Annotated in this window: 18 protein-coding genes; 6 read left to right on the forward strand and 12 right to left on the reverse strand. The window is 72.7% G+C overall.

Annotated features, from left to right (window positions below; translation table 11 throughout):
- Positions 1-278 precede the first annotated feature (278 nt).
- The gene (locus tag GA0070620_RS21130) at positions 279-803 is read left to right on the forward strand and encodes an SRPBCC family protein (protein ID WP_091593489.1); all 525 of its coding nucleotides are present in this window, start codon (positions 279-281) and stop codon (positions 801-803) included.
- A gap of 30 nt (positions 804-833) precedes the next feature.
- Here the strand turns inward: GA0070620_RS21130 and GA0070620_RS21135 are convergent, their stop codons facing one another.
- Together GA0070620_RS21135 and GA0070620_RS21140 are read right to left on the reverse strand one after the other, a co-directional pair.
- A complete protein-coding gene (locus tag GA0070620_RS21135; protein ID WP_091593491.1) occupies positions 834-1,541 on the reverse strand; it encodes a DUF2786 domain-containing protein in 708 nt (235 codons plus the stop codon).
- A 39-nt stretch (positions 1,542-1,580) separates the two neighbouring features.
- A complete protein-coding gene (locus GA0070620_RS21140; protein WP_091593493.1) occupies positions 1,581-1,970 on the reverse strand; it encodes a hypothetical protein in 390 nt (129 codons plus the stop codon).
- Between the two features lie 165 nt (positions 1,971-2,135).
- Here GA0070620_RS21140 and GA0070620_RS21145 point away from each other — a divergent pair, with 165 nt between their 5' ends.
- The gene (locus tag GA0070620_RS21145) at positions 2,136-3,485 is read left to right on the forward strand and encodes an ABC transporter substrate-binding protein (protein WP_091593495.1); all 1,350 of its coding nucleotides are present in this window, start codon (positions 2,136-2,138) and stop codon (positions 3,483-3,485) included.
- 76 nt (positions 3,486-3,561) lie between these two features.
- Here the strand turns inward: GA0070620_RS21145 and GA0070620_RS21150 are convergent, their stop codons facing one another.
- Complete coding sequence (locus tag GA0070620_RS21150) at positions 3,562-4,305, reverse strand: enoyl-CoA hydratase/isomerase family protein (protein WP_091593497.1); 744 nt, start codon at positions 4,303-4,305, stop codon at positions 3,562-3,564.
- A complete protein-coding gene (locus GA0070620_RS21155) occupies positions 4,302-5,195 on the reverse strand; it encodes a 3-hydroxyacyl-CoA dehydrogenase family protein (protein WP_091599122.1) in 894 nt (297 codons plus the stop codon). The genes GA0070620_RS21150 and GA0070620_RS21155 overlap by 4 nt, the downstream gene beginning before the upstream one ends.
- A gap of 164 nt (positions 5,196-5,359) precedes the next feature.
- Between GA0070620_RS21155 and GA0070620_RS21160 the strand changes: the two genes are divergently transcribed.
- Entirely contained in the window at positions 5,360-5,656 is a 297-nt protein-coding gene (locus GA0070620_RS21160) for a hypothetical protein (protein WP_091593499.1), read from the forward strand.
- Positions 5,657-5,736: 80 nt separating this feature from the next.
- On the opposite strand, the gene GA0070620_RS21165 is transcribed toward GA0070620_RS21160, so the two are convergent.
- Positions 5,737-6,516 carry a class I SAM-dependent methyltransferase gene (locus GA0070620_RS21165; RefSeq protein WP_091599125.1) on the reverse strand — a complete coding sequence of 260 codons (780 nt, stop codon included), beginning with the start codon at positions 6,514-6,516 and terminating at the stop codon, positions 5,737-5,739.
- A 53-nt stretch (positions 6,517-6,569) separates the two neighbouring features.
- On the opposite strand from GA0070620_RS21165, the gene GA0070620_RS21170 reads away from it, so the two are divergent.
- A complete protein-coding gene (locus tag GA0070620_RS21170) occupies positions 6,570-6,959 on the forward strand; it encodes a PPOX class F420-dependent oxidoreductase (RefSeq protein WP_091593501.1) in 390 nt (129 codons plus the stop codon).
- Between the two features lie 55 nt (positions 6,960-7,014).
- On the opposite strand, the gene GA0070620_RS21175 is transcribed toward GA0070620_RS21170, so the two are convergent.
- The gene (locus tag GA0070620_RS21175) at positions 7,015-7,224 is read right to left on the reverse strand and encodes a BldC family transcriptional regulator (protein ID WP_007073996.1); all 210 of its coding nucleotides are present in this window, start codon (positions 7,222-7,224) and stop codon (positions 7,015-7,017) included.
- 251 nt (positions 7,225-7,475) lie between these two features.
- Positions 7,476-8,315: a hypothetical protein gene (locus GA0070620_RS21180; RefSeq protein ID WP_091593503.1), complete on the reverse strand. Its 840-nt coding sequence runs from the start codon at positions 8,313-8,315 to the stop codon at positions 7,476-7,478.
- A gap of 220 nt (positions 8,316-8,535) precedes the next feature.
- On the opposite strand from GA0070620_RS21180, the gene GA0070620_RS21185 reads away from it, so the two are divergent.
- On the forward strand, positions 8,536-9,618 hold the full coding sequence (locus tag GA0070620_RS21185; protein ID WP_091593505.1) for a Glu/Leu/Phe/Val family dehydrogenase: 1,083 nt from the start codon (positions 8,536-8,538) through the stop codon (positions 9,616-9,618).
- Positions 9,619-9,925: 307 nt separating this feature from the next.
- On the forward strand, positions 9,926-10,141 hold the full coding sequence (locus tag GA0070620_RS21190; RefSeq protein ID WP_088996883.1) for a DUF3073 domain-containing protein: 216 nt from the start codon (positions 9,926-9,928) through the stop codon (positions 10,139-10,141).
- Positions 10,142-10,275: 134 nt separating this feature from the next.
- Here GA0070620_RS21190 and amcA read toward each other — a convergent pair whose 3' ends face one another.
- The 5 genes from amcA to GA0070620_RS21215 form a co-directional block, all read right to left on the reverse strand.
- Positions 10,276-10,512: a multiple cyclophane-containing RiPP AmcA gene (amcA, locus tag GA0070620_RS21195; RefSeq protein ID WP_091593507.1), complete on the reverse strand. Its 237-nt coding sequence runs from the start codon at positions 10,510-10,512 to the stop codon at positions 10,276-10,278.
- Positions 10,481-11,584, reverse strand: coding sequence for a cyclophane-forming radical SAM peptide maturase AmcB (amcB, locus tag GA0070620_RS21200; protein ID WP_331713247.1), 1,104 nt, complete (start codon positions 11,582-11,584; stop codon positions 10,481-10,483). Before amcB ends, amcA begins: the two co-directional genes overlap by 32 nt.
- Positions 11,585-11,713: 129 nt before the next feature.
- Positions 11,714-12,868 carry a phosphoribosylformylglycinamidine cyclo-ligase gene (purM, locus tag GA0070620_RS21205; protein WP_091593511.1) on the reverse strand — a complete coding sequence of 385 codons (1,155 nt, stop codon included), beginning with the start codon at positions 12,866-12,868 and terminating at the stop codon, positions 11,714-11,716.
- Between the two features lie 63 nt (positions 12,869-12,931).
- A complete protein-coding gene (gene purF, locus GA0070620_RS21210) occupies positions 12,932-14,473 on the reverse strand; it encodes an amidophosphoribosyltransferase (RefSeq protein WP_091593513.1) in 1,542 nt (513 codons plus the stop codon).
- Between the two features lie 169 nt (positions 14,474-14,642).
- Entirely contained in the window at positions 14,643-14,996 is a 354-nt protein-coding gene (locus GA0070620_RS21215; protein ID WP_091593515.1) for a sterol carrier family protein, read from the reverse strand.
- Positions 14,997-15,074: the final 78 nt, after the last annotated feature.

Below are 15,074 nucleotides of genomic sequence, written 5' to 3' on the forward strand. Positions count from 1 at the left end.
CCCGCTCCCTGCTCGGTCGGCCCCATCGGCTCGTCACCGACCGCCGACCCCCGTACCGCCGGGGTGCCCCCGGCCCGACCGGGCGCGCTTACCCGGTTCGCCGCACCCCATCCCTTTCCCGCCGATTTCCCGGGCGCGGATCCTGCGTGAATCGCGGCCCCTCCCGGCCTCAACCCGGTCGAGATCCGGAAGCGAGGTCCGCCCGTCGGGAGGCTGTCCGCAATCGGGCAGTTGCGCACCGCTGCACACTCGGGCATCAGCCGGTATGGTCCGGGCCTATGGGACAGGAGATGCCCGATCCGGCGGACATCCGGCAGGACTTCGACCAGTTCTCCCTCCGCTGCGATCTCCTGGTCCCCGCAGCCGCGGAGCGCGCCTTCGAGGTGTTCACCGGCGCGCTCACCCGCTGGTGGGTCGTCGAATACACCTGGTCCGGCCCGGAGGCACTCGCCGAGCTGGGCATGGAGCCCCGCTCGGGCGGCATGCTGTACGAAATCGGTCCCTACGGCTTCCGTGGCGACTGGGGGCGGGTGCTCACCTGGGACCCACCGCGTCGTCTCGTCTTCACGTGGCAGATCGGGCCGGACCGGGTGCCCGTACCGGACCCGGCCCGCGCGAGCGAGGTCGAGGTGCTCTTCCTTCCGGAGGCACCGGAGCAGACCCGGGTGGAACTGGAGCACCGGCACTTCGACCGGCACGGCGAGGCCGCCGAGGGCTACCGGCAGGCGCTGACCGCCGGCTGGCACGAGCTGCTGTCCCGCTACGTCGCCACCGTCGACGGTCACCACCCGCCGCTGGGCTGACGCGCGTCGGCACAACTGCGGCGAGACCCCTCAGCCGGCGATGCCGCGCTCCACGCCCGGGCCGGTGTCCACGGTGCGACCGCCGAGGTCCGCGCGGTGGCCGGCCGCCGCCCCGGGACCGAACCCGCTGCCCGCGAGCCGCCGGCGCGGCGCGGTGCGCAGTCGGGGATAGACCTCGGCGAGCCGGCGCCGCACCTGGTCGGACCGGTCGGCCAGGACGAGCGCCACCCCGGGGGCGCCGGAGCCGTCCGCCGCCTCGGCCTCGGCGGCCCGCAGCCGCGCGCCGATCACCTGCGCGAACCCGGCGAGCCACGAGCGGCGGAACGCCGCCGGGTGTTCGCCCGCCGGGACGGCGGCGCCGGCCAGGCCGTGCGCCGCCTGCACCAGCAGCGAGGTGAAGAGAAGGTCGACCCGCTCCAGGTCACTCGCGAAGCCGAACAGGTGGAGGGTGAACCCGTCGTCGCGCGGACGCCGTACGCAGCGGCAGCGCAGCGGGTCGGCGACCGCGGCGAGCAGCCCGGCCTTGTCCCGGGCGTACGGGGCGACGACCTCGACCACCCGGTCGCCGACCGGGTCGGTGGCGGGGTCGCAGGCCGCGAGCAGCGCCCGGTCGACCCCGTAGCGGGCGATCAACTCGGTCGCCTTGGCCATGAAGGCCGCCGACTCGGCGGGCGTGCAGGCCGGGTCCTCGGCCTGCGCCAGCAGCTTGCGCACCTTGCTCAGCATGGCCTCGGACATGCCACCACTGCTATCACACGGGTCGGTCGCCCGGCCGGCTCAGGTGCTCCGGCTGCGCAGCGTGGCGACCGTCGAGCCGGCGAGGGTGAGCAGGCAGTCGGGCAGCAGCCCGTCGGCCGCCGCGGCGCCGAACAGCGCCTCGCCGGTGTCGACGTCCCGGTTGGCGTACGCGCTGACGAACCGCGCCACCCAGCGGGTGTCGTAGCCGGCCTCGTCGATGCCCGGGAAGTCCAGCGCGCACGACCCGGGCGGCCCCGGCTCGCCGACCATGGTGGCGGCCAGGCACCACGCCACCCCGTACGCCCCGGCCAGCCCGGACCGGTCGACGACCGCGTCGAACGTCCCGACCACGCCGTCACCGTCCCCGGCGAGCGCGGAACGGAGCACGAGGTTCGCGTCGTCGAGCGTCTGCTGTGGTAGGTCCGTCACGCACCGCACAGTAGGCCGGTCGGTCAAGCAGCCATCGACCCTCGTCCGCCCGTTACTCTCCGTGACCACCGTCGGCGACCTGCGGAGTTGGCCACCTCCACGGCCCCGCAGCCGGCGTCGGCACGCTAATGTGCGCAGCGGACCTTCGCCGGAGGAAGGACGACGATGTTCAAATCGCGCGGCTCGCGGACGGCCACACTGACCGTCTGCGCCACGTTCCTGCTCGCCACCAGCGCCTGCGGGACTGACACGCCCGAGGAGACGCCGACCCAACAGGCGCGCCTCTACGGGACCGACGGAAACATGCTCAATTCCTTCCCCGCGGAGTTGAAGGATCGCGCCGACCTGGTCGACGGCATGAAGGGCACCACGCCACTCACGCCGCTGCCGGAGGACTTCAAGAGCCGGCTACGGTCCGTGGAACCGAAGCTGACCGACTACCTGTACTCGGCGGAGACGTACGACGCCGTGGTGATCAGCGCGCTCGCCGCGCAGCTGGCCGGCAGCACCGACCCGGCCGCGATCGCGCGGCAGATCGTCGGCGTCACCAACGGCGGCCAGCGTTGCGAGGACGTGGCGGGCTGCCTGACCCTGGCCCGCGCCGGCCAGGACATCCAGTACCGCAGCGTCTCGCTGACCCGCGCCGGTTTCACCGACGCCGGCGAGCCGGCCACCGCGAGCTACGCCACCCTGCACTTCGACGGGCAGCAGATCAACGACGGCAAGACCGAGTTCGTCGGCGCCGGCGAGGAGTCGGCGGCCAGCACCAAGAACCCGCCGAAGGGGAGCAAGCAGCCGACCGGCGACGCCGACAGGGAGGACGGCTCGCCGCTGGTCATCGGCGGCCTGCTGCCGAAGACCGGTGAGTTGGCGATCGCGTACCCGCCGATGGCCGCGGGCGCGGAGCTGGCCATCAAGGAGATCAACGCCGCGGGCGGCGTCCTCGGCGACCCGGTCACCTGGGCCGAGGGCGACGACGGCACGAGCCCGACGGTGGCCAAGGCGACCGTCGCGAAGCACATCGCGGACGGGGTGCCGGTCATCATCGGCGCCGGCGGTTCGGGGATCTCCCTGGCGGTGCTGCCGGACGTGGTGCAGGCCGGCCGGATCCTGTTCTCGCCGTCGAACACCGACGACGGTCTGACCACCGCCGACGACAAGGGCCTCTACTTCCGCACCGCGCCGCCGGACAGCCTCCAGGGCCGGGCCCTGGCGGACGTGATCCTGCGGGACGGCTCGCAGCGGGTCGCGATCATCGCCCGTAAGGACTCCTACGGTGAGGGCCTGCAGGCCGTGGTCCGCAAGGAGTTGGAGCGGGCGGGCATCAGCGCCGACCGGCTCAAGCTGCTGACGTACCAGCCGCCGGAGGGCGAGGACGCCCCGCCGGTCGACTTCGGCGCCGGCGCCAAGGAGGTCAAGGACTTCGGGGCGGACGCCGTGCTGCTGATCGGGTTCGGCGAGTCGGCACAGGTGATCCGCGCGCTGGCCGACGCGGGCGTGCAGATCCGCCACTGAGCAGGCGCTGAACGGAACGAGGAACGGCCGCACCGGGGAAACCCGGTGCGGCCGTTCCCGTTCGCCGAGCGGCCGTTCAGCGGCTGCGTCGCCGGTCGAGGAACTCGGTCATCCGGCGGCGCTTCTCCTCGTCCTCGAAGAGCACGGCCTGGCTCACGAGGTCGAGCTGGGGGTGGGCGGCCGCGGGCGCGTCCACGGCGAGCTTGGTGAGCCGCAGCGCCAGGGCCGACCCCTTGGCCATCTCGTCGAGCAGCTCGTGGGCAGTGGGCAGCAGCTCGTCCGGCTCGGCCACCACCCGGTTGACCAGGCCGATCCGCAGGGCCTCCGCCGCGTCCACCCGGCGGCCGGTGAAGAGCAGCTCCTTGGCCCGCGCCTCGCCGATCAGCGCGGGCAGCCGGTGGGTCGCGCCGGCGCCGGCCAGAATGCCCAGCCGCACCTCCGGCTGACCGAAGACGGCCCGCTCCGTGCACACCCGCAGATCGCAGGCGTACGCCAACTCTGCGCCGCCGCCCAGCGCCGGACCGTCCACGGCCGCCACGGTCGGCATGGGCAGCGCCCGGATCCGGGCGAAGGCCGCCGAGTTGATCGCGGCGAGGGCGTCCAGCCGGCCCCGCTCACGGAGCTGACCGATGTCGGCGCCACCGGCGAAGATGCCCTCCGCCCCGCCGGTCAGCAGCAGCAGCCGGGGCCGGGCCTCCAACTCGGCGCAGACCGCGTGCAGCTCGCCGATCAGGTCGGCGTCGATCGCGTTGCGCTTCTCCGGCCGGTCCAACGTGACGACGAGGCGGTCCGGACGCTCCTCGACCCGCAGCCCGCTCACCGGCTCGACCCGCCGTCCGCGACCGCGGGGCGGACCGCTTTCACGCCGTCTTCCCAGTGGTAGAAGCCCTGCCCGGACTTCTTGCCCAGCCGGCCGGCGGCCACCATCTCCGCCAGCAGCGGCGGCGGCGCGAAGCGGTCCCCGTACGCGGCCTGGAGGGTGCGTGCGATGTCGAGCCGGACGTCCAGGCCGACCAGGTCGGTCAGCTCCAGTGGCCCGACCGGGTGCCGATAGCCGAGCACCATCGCCTTGTCGATGTCGGCGGGGCTGGCCACCCCGTCCGCCACCATCCGGATCGCCTCCAGGCCGAGGGTGACCCCGAGCCGTGAGGTGGCGAAGCCGGGCATGTCGCGTACGACGACGGGGTCCTTGCCGAGCCGGCCGGCGAGCGCCACGGCCGCCGCGGTGGTCTCCTCGGCGGTGGCCGACCCGACCACGACCTCCAGCAGCGCCATCGCCCAGACCGGGTTGAAGAAGTGCAACCCGACGAAGCGGTCCGGCCGGGCCAGCCCGGCGGCCAGCTCGCCGATCGCGATGCTGGACGTGTTGCTGCCGAGCAGCGCCGGGTCGAGGGCCTCCGCGTCCCGCAGCACGGCCCGCTTGAGGTCGAGCCGCTCCGGCACCGCCTCCACGACGACGTCGGGCCCGGGGGCGACCTCGGCCAGGGCGGCGCGCAGGGTGACCCGGGTCCGGTTGGCGGCCGCCTGTTCGGCGGTCAGCTTGCCGCGTCCCACCGCCCGGTCCCACAGCTCACCGAGCCGGGTCGCGGCGGCGGCTCCCCGGTCGGGGTCCACCTCCACCAGCTCGACGGCGTGACCGGCACCCGCCGCCACGTACGCGATGCCGAGCCCCATCGTGCCGGCGCCGACCACCACGAACCGTTCGCTCACCATGCCTCCCCACTGCGCCCGGCGGCGGCCCGGGGGTCACCCGCGGCCGGCGGTGCGCTCCACTCGCTCATGCTGCGACCATATGGCCCCGAGCGCGGCGCAATGCGTGGGGGCGCGGCGGATCGGGTACAGACGGCGGTCAACCGAGGGAAGGACCAGTCGAGATGAGCCAGGCACCGGAGGGCGTCGCGAGCGCGGAGAGCACCGACACGGTGGAGACCCGCGGGGACGAGCGGGTCGAGCTGCTGCGCGCGGACACCAACAACGACGGGCAGACCGACGTCTGGGTGGTGGACACCGACGGCGACGGCAAGGCCGACCTGTTCCAGTTCGACACCGACCACGACGGCAAGGTGGACATCACCATGGTCGACCTGGACGAGGACGGGACCCCGGACGAGGTCGTCGACGGCGACGGCGGCCTCCCGCCCGAGCAGCTGCCCCCGACCGTCCAGGTCTGACCGCGCCCCGGCCCCCGCCGCCGCTCCCCCGGCGCGGGGGCCTCGTCGTGCCCGGCCGGCGGTCTCCGGCGTCTGCGCTCTCAGCCCGTCAGGCGGAGCGTGGCCAGGTAGTACGGGGCGTCCCGGTCGTCCACATCGGTGAGCTGCCAGGCACTGCCCCGGACCAGCTCCGCGAACTCGTCCGGCGAGCAGACGAGGTAGTCGAACCACTCGGTGGCGAGCTCGCGGTAGCGCAGCCGGAGCCGCAGCTGCCCGCCGAGCCGACCCCGGCGACGGTTGCGCTCGTGGTAGGCGGTGTGCACCGGGTCCCGGGTGCCGTACGGGTCGGTGCCGTGGGCGATGATCTGCGCCCCCGGTCGGGCCAGCGCCGCGAGGGCGGCGAGCAGCCCCGGCGCGCGCTCCCGTCCCTCGAAGAGCCCGAGGTTGTTGCCGAGCATCAGGAACGTGTCGTAGCGGGCGCCGTCGGCCACGTGGGTGTCCACGGTGCCGTGCACCAGGCGGCGTACGCCCCGGCGCCGGCACACGTCCAGCGCGCCGGCCGACGTGTCCAGCCCGGTGACGGGGACGCCGCGCTCCTGCAACGCCAGCGCGATCCGCCCGGCGCCGACGCCGACGTCCAGGGTCTCGCCGCGCGCCCGGTCCACCGCCCGGCGGTCGTACGGCTGCCACCAGGCCGGCGGGTCGAGGTAGGGCGCGGCGGGGGCACCGTTGATCAGCCCGTCGTCCCGTTCGATGATCTCGATGACCGGACGGGGCAGCCGACCGCCGACCAGCGGCCGCGGGCCGACGCCGGTGGCCACGGCGAGCGTGTCCCGCAGCAGCTCACCGACCACGTCACCAATTCGCGGCTCGCCGGTCACGAGCTTCACGCTATCCGGCCGGTCAGTCAGCCGTTCGGTCGTATCCTGAGGGGGTGGCCACCTTGGACCGCCTGTCGGCCGAGAAGTACATCCTTCTGACGACCTTCCGACGCGACGGTCGTGAGGTCCCGACGCCCGTGTGGGCGGTCCGCGACGGCGACGGCCTGGCGGTGTGGACGGCGGCCGACTCCGGCAAGGTCAAGCGGATCCGGCGCAACGGGTCCGTCACGGTCGCGCCCTGCGACGTCCGGGGTCGACCGCACGGCGCGGCGGTGCCGGCCCGGGCGACGCTCTACGACCCGGCGGGCAGCCGGCGGATCCGGGGGCTGATCAAGCACAAGTACCGGGTGCTCGGCCGGTTGACCCTGCTGGGCAGTCGGCTGCGCCGGGGGGACGGCGGCACGGTCGGCATCCGGATCACCCTCGCGGAGGGCCAGACATGAGTCAGGGGCGGCTGACCGAAGTCCACCGCCCCTGATCCACGTGCGTGGTGCCGGCTCAGTCTCCCTGGCGCTGCTGGGGAATCTGCCCCTGCAGCAGGGCCCTGACCTCCGACTCGCGGTACCGGCGGTGTCCGCCGAGGGTGCGGATGGCGGAGAGCTTGCCCGCCTTGGCCCACCGGGTCACCGTCTTCGGGTCGACACGGAACATCGACGCCACCTCGGCCGGTGTGAGTAGCGGCTCTGGTTCGTGCGTTCGCGATGCCATCGGTCACTCCTCCACATGTATAGACATCGGCCGGGGTCCCGCCGGCCGACGCGTCTCCCATGGTCCGGCTAGTCCCCGATGTCCGACATGGGCCGAACGGCCGAACGTCCCTAGACGGACGGATGAACCATGCCCGATTTATGCGACTTTTACACGGCAGAATCTACCTTATTCGGACTCATGATCACGGTTCGTGAAGCGTCAACTACGAGCACCCCTCGCTTTGGGAGCGCTCCTTGGGTGATATGCCCTTAGTTGCACCGCTCAAGCAGCTGGACCGCCCGCCACCGCGCCACCAGCTTGTCGTACGCGGCGGATGCCTCCTCGGCCTCACCCCGGGACAGCCCGGCGAGACCCGCCGCGACCAGCTCGGGCGAGTCGTCGGCGGCGAGCGTCTCCGCCGACAGCAGCTCGACCAGGCCGCCGTAGTCCAGCTCCACGACCGACCGGGGGTGGAACTCCTCCAGCCAGCGGGCGGCCTCCTCGACCGCCTCGGTGATCGGCGCCTCGCCCACCGACTTGCGCAGCACCGAGAGCGCTCGCGACGACCGGCGGCGAGCCTTCGAGATCTCCGTGCGGTAGCGCAGCGACCGGCGGTCGGGGGCGGTGACCAGGTCACGCTCGGCCGGGTCGAAGAGGACGAACCAGCGCAGCGGCACGCCCCAGGTCGCGATCTGCTCGTGGACGCGGGGCACCCCGTGCTCCAGCACCCGGGCGCCGCTGCGCCAGTCGTCGACGACCGCCTTGGCCTGCCCGGCGAGCACCGGCGGCACGAAGGCGTCGGCGAGCACCGACGGAACGCCGTCCCGGGCGCTCAGCGCCGCCTCGGCCACCCGGATCCGCAGGTTCCACGGACAGATGAGCAGGGTGTCGTCCGTCTCCAGGACGTACGCCTCCTCCGGGAGGTCGGGCAGCCGGGTCCAGCCGGCGCCGAGCGCCTCGATCACGGCTGTCCGCTGTCGACCGGGGCCCTCCACCGGGGCGACCGCCCGCCCCTCCGACACGTAGCGCCGCCAGTACGACTGGCGGTCCCGGTCGAACGCGGTGAGCGGCTCGTACACGCGCAGGTAAGAAGCGAAGAGCGACGGCACGGCGCGATCCTCCCACGAACGCGACGCCGTCGCCGTCAGCGCCCGCCCGGGCATGGCGTGCCGTGGTCGCCGGGCGGCCCGGTCCTGCTGGGTGGGCGAGGGCTGCCGTGGTCGGCGGCCCGACGGAGGCCGATATTAGGCTCGACCTCACCGGCAGCATCCCCGCCGGCGTCCACCAGGGCCGCGTCCCACAAGGACGCACCGACACCAGGAGCCAGTCATGGGCGTATTCGCGAGCACCGACGACCCCGGATCGACCGGCCACGAACAGGTCGTGTTCTGCCAGGACACGCAGACCGGTCTCAAGGCCATCATCGGGATCTACTCCACCGCGCTGGGGCCCGCGCTCGGCGGCACCCGCTTCTACCCGTACGAGAGCGAGGAGGCGGCCCTCGCCGACGTCCTCGACCTGTCCCGGGGCATGGCCTACAAGAACGCCCTCGCGGGGCTGGACCTCGGTGGCGGCAAGGCCGTCATCTGGGGTGACCCGGAGCAGATCAAGAGCGAGGCGCTGCTGCGCGCGTACGGGCGCTTCGTGGAGTCGCTCGGCGGCCGCTACTACACCGCCTGCGACGTCGGCACGTACGTGGCCGACATGGACGTGGTGGCCCGGGAGACGCGCTACGTCACCGGCCGCAGCGTGGAGCACGGCGGTGCCGGTGACTCGTCGATCCTCACCGCCTGGGGCGTCTTCCAGGGCATGCGCGCGGCGGCGGAGCACGTCTGGGGAGCGCCGACGCTGCGCGGCCGGCGAGTCGGTGTGGCCGGGCTGGGCAAGGTCGGCAAGTACCTGGTGGGCCACCTGCTCGACGACGGTGCCGAGGTCGTGGCGACGGACGTCAACCCGCGGGCGCTGGAGTGGGCGCGTACGACCCACCCGCAGGTCACCCTGGTCGACGACAGCTCGATGCTGGTCGCCGCCGACATCGACGTGTACGCGCCGTGCGCCCTCGGCGGCGCGCTGAACGACGACACCGTGCCCGCCCTGCGGGCGAAGGTGGTCGCCGGCGCGGCGAACAACCAGCTCGCCCACCCGGGCATCGAGAAGTTGCTGGCCGACCGGGGCATCCTCTACGCCCCGGACTACGTGGTCAACGCCGGTGGTGTGATCCAGGTCGCCGACGAGATCGAGGGCTTCAACTTCGACCGGGCCAAGCTGCGGGCCACCCGGATCTACGACACGACCCGCGAGATCCTCCAGCTGGCCGACGCCGAGGGCGTCCCGCCGGCGGTCGCGGCGGACCGGCTTGCCGAGCGACGGATGGCCGAGGTCGGGCGGCTGCGCACCATCCACCTCCGCTGACCTGGCGGGCCCGGGGGCGGACCGGCTGGATCCGCTCCCGGAGCCTCCCGTGCCCGGGACCGGCCGTTAAGCTGGATCCGGGACCCACTTCGTGCCGTTTCGTCCGGTGTCACGGGTGCTCACGGCTTCGCCCCTTACCCGGTACACTGGGTGACGGCCGGTTCACCGCGACGCGCAGGGCCGGCTGACGGTAACCCGAGGTGCCGAACGGTGGCATCCCCATGTACCGTAAGAGCCACGAGAGATGCCTGACGTCATCGGGGCCCGCCTTCGGGCTGCCCCGCATTCTGTGCGAGGGGGTCGAGCCATGGGGCGCGGCCGTGCTAAGGCCAAGCAGACGAAGGTGGCCCGGGAGTTGAAGTACCACTCCCCGAACACCGACCTCACCGCCTTGCAGCGTGAACTGGCGGGTGCTGGTAAGTCTGAGCACAACTTCGACGACGACTACAAAGAGTATGTCGACGACGATGATGAGGATCACGCGGACGAGGACCCAGACACCTGGGTCCGTCCGACCCGCTGACCTCTCGACGCAGCTGAGCACGCGGTAACTCCCGCGTGCTCACGCATGTGCCCACCGCAGCGGCGTAACGACCGACGGTCAGGGGCCTGCCCTGCGGGTATCGCCAGACAGGCCCCTGGTCGCGGCACCGCACCTCAGCGCGGTCGGTTGTTCCAGTTGTAGAACGTCGGGATGTTCTCGAAGTGGTTCCAGGCGCACACCGCGCTCTCGCCGCTTCCGCCCGCCACCTCCGCCCGGAGCCGCCGCGCGTCCTCCGCCTCGCGCAGCAGGGCGACAAGGCCCGGAGCGGCATCCCGAACCCGTTCGGCGACGCCGGCCGGGCCCGTGCCCGCCCCGCGCTCAGGCTGCCGGTGACTCGTGGTCTCGGGCATGCTCCAACACTCCCTCCAATAGGCGGATCTTGCTGTTGCGGCAGTGCTCGGTCTCCGTACCGTCAAAACGCCCCAGCTCGAAGTAGCGGTTGGCCGCGTGGCCCCCGCCACAGAAACCGAAGTAGGGGCAACCGGACCGGCAGGCCTCGACCCCGGCCAGGAACTCACCCACCCAGGGCGTACGCGTCGCCCCGGCCAGGATCTCGGCCAGCGGGGCGGCCAGCACGTTGCCGCTGCTGAAGTCGCCGTAGCGCGGGTCGGTGAAGCCGGCCAGCTCCGGGGAGAGCACGGTCACCGAGCCGTCGTGCCCGATCGTGGGGATCGGGTCCAGCTGCCGCGGCAGCACGTCGTCCGCGACGTCGTCCAGCACCGCCGCGGCGTACCGCAACGACCACTCGACCTCGCGCAGGTGGATCCGCGGCACCCGGCGCCACGCCGCCACCAGCTCCGCCCAGAACGCGGTGACGTCGGCCGGGTCGTGCGCGTTGTCGCGCGTGTTGACCCCCTCGGTCTCCTCGATGTTGATGCCGAGCACGTCGCAGCCCAGGTCGAGGAAGTAGTCGTACAGCTCCGTGGCCAGCCCCGCGCGGGGACGGGAGACCACCGCGAGCGCCGAGAACGGCAGCCCGTGCCGGCGCAGCGCGGCGACGCCGCGCAGGATCCGGTCGTACGCGGGTCGGCCGCCCCGGGTGACCCGGTCGCCGTTGCGCTCCCGCGGCCCGTCCACGCTCACGCTCACGCGGATCCGGTGCTCGGCGAAGAACGCGCACCAGGCGTCGTCGATCAGCGTGGCGTTGGTCTGCACGTGGTGCTCGACCTCGGGTGCGAACGGCGCCAGCAGCGCCGCCAGGTGCTCACGGCCGGCCGTCAGGGGCTCACCCCCGTGCCAGACCACCGAGAAGCGGCCCTCGGCCGCCCACGGGTTCACCGACGCGGCGACCGCCTCCGCGACCGGCACCGGCATCCGTCGGTCGGCGGCCCGGAACGGCAGGTAGCAGTACGCGCAGTCAAGGTTGCAGAGGGTGGTGGGCTGCATCACGACGTACGACGGAACGGCGGCGATCCCACGCATCCCGTTGAACGACTGTCCCCGAGCAGCCATCGCCCTCCCTTGTGAGCCTGAGGGTGCCCTTCAGGCTAGGCGGCGATGGCCACTCGGGTGAACCCCTGATCAGGTGGCCGTACGATCAGCGGAGCGTGATCACCCGCGGGTGTGCTGCCCGATCATCTGAACGGTCCCGGAGCCCTCGATGATCTCGCCAGCCTGCCACGCCTCGACGCCGCGGCCGGTGAGCGTGGCCAGCGCGCGGTCGGCGTCCTCGGCGGAGACGATCGCGAACATGCCCACGCCCATGTTGAACGTGGCCTCCATCTCCGGGTCCTCGATCCGGCCCTTGGACTGGATCAGGTCGAAGACCGGCTGCGGGCGCCACGTCGAGCGGTTGACCACGGCGTCGACGTGCTCGGGCAGGATCCGCACCAGGTTGCCCGGGATGCCGCCACCGGTGACGTGGGCCAGCGCCCGCACCTCGGCCTCGGCGATCAGCTTGAGGCAGTCCTGCGCGTAGATCTTGGTGGGGGTGAGCAGCTCCTCGCCCAGCGTGCGCTGCCGGCCGAAATCGTCGATCACCACGTCGAGCCGCATCCGGCCGGCGCCGAGGAGCACGTGCCGCACCAGCGAGTAGCCGTTGGAGTGCAGCCCGGACGAACGCATGGCGATCACCACGTCGCCGACCTCGACCCGCTCCGGGCTGAGGATCTCGCTCTCCTCCACCACGCCGACGCCGGTGGCGGAGATGTCGTACTCGTCGGGGCGCAGGACACCCGGGTGCTCGGCGGTCTCGCCGCCGAGCAGCGCGCAGCCGGCGTAGCGGCAGCCGTCGGCGATGCCCGCGCCGATCTCGGCGACCTTGTCCGGCACGACCTCACCGGTGGCGATGTAGTCGAGCAGGAAGAGCGGCTCGGCCCCGCACGCGACCAGGTCGTCGACGACCATCGCGACCAGGTCGATGCCGACCGTGTCGTGGATGTCCATCTGCTGGGCGATCACCAACTTGGTGCCCACGCCGTCCGTCGACGAGGCGAGGATCGGGTTCTTGTACTTCTGGGTGTCGAGCCGGAACAGGCCGGCGAAGCCACCCAGGTCACCCAGCACCTCGGGGCGCCGGGTCTGCCGCACCTTGGACTTGAGCAGCTCGACCGCGCGGTCGCCCGCCTCGATGGACACGCCGGCGTCCGCGTACGAGACCGAGCGTTTGCGCGTCGGGCGGCTGGTGCCGGCCGTCCACGGCTGGCGGTCGCCGCCAGCGCCGGTCGGGCTGCTTCCTGCGCCGCTGCGCTCGGACACGTGCGTCACGGTTCTCCCCTTTGTGGTTCTCGACGGCGGCGCCGGAGGTGGCCGGCGCCGTGCCGGGTGGTGCTACGGGCGGTGGACGGCCGCGCCATTCGGAGTGGCGACGAGCGGGAGGGTGCTGCGCTCCGGGGCGTCCGCGTTGCCGCCGGCGACCCGGCGGCCCACCCCTTCGAGCACGTGCTTGCCGATCAGGTTGCCCGCCGGCAGCTCGATGGGGTACTCCCCATCGAAACACGCCCGGCACAGGCGGGTCTTCGGCTGCTCGGTCGCGGCGATCAGGCCGGACAGCGAGACGTAACCCAGCGTGTCGGCGCCGATCGAGCGCCGTACGCCCTCGTTGTCCAGCCCGTTGGCCAGCAGCTCCGCCCGGGTGGCGAAGTCGATGCCGTAGAAGCACGGCCACTTCACCGGCGGCGAGGAGATGCGGACGTGGACCTCGAGTGCGCCGGCCTCGCGCAGCATGCGGACGATCGCCCGCTGGGTGTTGCCGCGGACGATCGAGTCGTCGACCACGACGATGCGCTTGCCGCGCACGTTCTCCCGCAGCGGGTTCAGCTTGAGCCGGATGCCGAGCTGACGCAGCGTCTGCGAGGGCTGGATGAAGGTGCGCCCGACGTACGGGTTCTTCATCAGACCCTGACCGTAGGTGATGCCGGACTCCTCGGCGTAGCCGATCGCGGCCGGCGTGCCGGACTCCGGCACCGGGATCACCAGGTCGGCCTCGACCGGGTGCTCCTTGGCGAGCAGGCGCCCGATCTGCACCCGCGCGGCGTTCACGTTGCGCCCGGCGATCGTGGCGTCCGGGCGGGCGATGTACACGTACTCGAAGAGGCAGCCCTTCGGCTCCGGCACCGCGAACCGGGTGGAGCGGAGGCCGTCCTCGTCGATGGCGATCAGCTCGCCCGGCTCTACCTCACGGACCACGCTGGCGCCGACGATGTCGAGGGCGGCCGTCTCGCTGGCCACCACCCAGCCGCGCTCCAGGCGGCCCAGCACCAGCGGGCGGACGCCGTGCGCGTCGCGCGCCGCGTAGAGCGTCGACTCGTCCATGAACACGAAGCTGAACGCGCCCCGGAGCTGCGGCAGCACCTCCAGCGCGGCCGCCTCGACGGACAGGTCGGGCCGGCTCGCCAGGAGCATGGTCACCAGCGAGGTGTCGTTGGTCGCGCCGTCGGCGACCAGGCCCCGCTCGTTGACCTCGCGCTGCAGCTCGGCCGTGTTGACCAGGTTGCCGTTGTGGGCCAGCGCGATGGTCGTGCCGGCGCTGGTGGAGCGCAGGGTCGGCTGGGCGTTCTCCCAGGTCGAGGCCCCGGTGGTCGAGTAGCGCGCGTGCCCGATCGCCACGTGCCCGCGCAGGCTCGCCAGCGTCGGCTCGTCGAACACCTGGGCGACCAGGCCCAGGTCCTTGTAGACCACCACGCCCGACCCGTCGCTCACCGCGATGCCGGCGGCCTCCTGGCCGCGGTGCTGGAGCGCGTAGAGACCGAAGTAGGTCAGGTTGGCGACCTCTTCCCCCGGTGCCCAGACACCGAAGACGCCGCACGCGTCCTGGGGGCCGGGTCGCTGGGGATCAAGGTCGTGGCTCAGCCGGCCATCGCCTCGGGGCACCTGCCGCTCCCTTTGCTGCGTCTGGGCCGGCCTCGCGGGTCCACGGGGGTGAACTCCGCACACCTCGGCCGCACCACTGTCGTCGCCTGACAGTGTACGCGAACAGCTGTCGATACAGAAAGTCACGATCCCGCTGCGAGTAGTTACCGCCGTGGCGTCATCGGCGCTGCTAGAGGGGCAGATGGGCGGAAAGATCCCCCCGAATCCCACTCACCCGTACGCGACCCTCGGTGACGGCTTCCGCCCATGCCCGCCGCCCGGACGCGAGTTCGAGCCACGTCGTCGGGTCCATCTCCACCACATTCGGTGGGGTCCCGCGGGTGTGTCGGGGGCCCGCGACGCACTGGACCGCACCGTATGGTGGGACGCGCACCTCCACCGATCGGCCGGGGGCGCGCTCCGCGAGGGCGGCCAACAAGGTCCGGACCGCCTCCCGGAGGACCGGCCGTTCGGGCGTACGCCCCTCATCGAGCGCCGACAACGCCGCCGCGACCGCGGCGGACTTAACGTGCGGAGAGGACACACCGGGACGATACGACCCGAGGGGGAGACGTCCGACGCTGGCCCTGGGTCGCGCTGGGGCAGCCGGACAAGGCATAGT

The organism is Micromonospora krabiensis (assembly GCF_900091425.1).
In the GTDB taxonomy this organism is placed as follows: domain Bacteria; phylum Actinomycetota; class Actinomycetes; order Mycobacteriales; family Micromonosporaceae; genus Micromonospora; species Micromonospora krabiensis.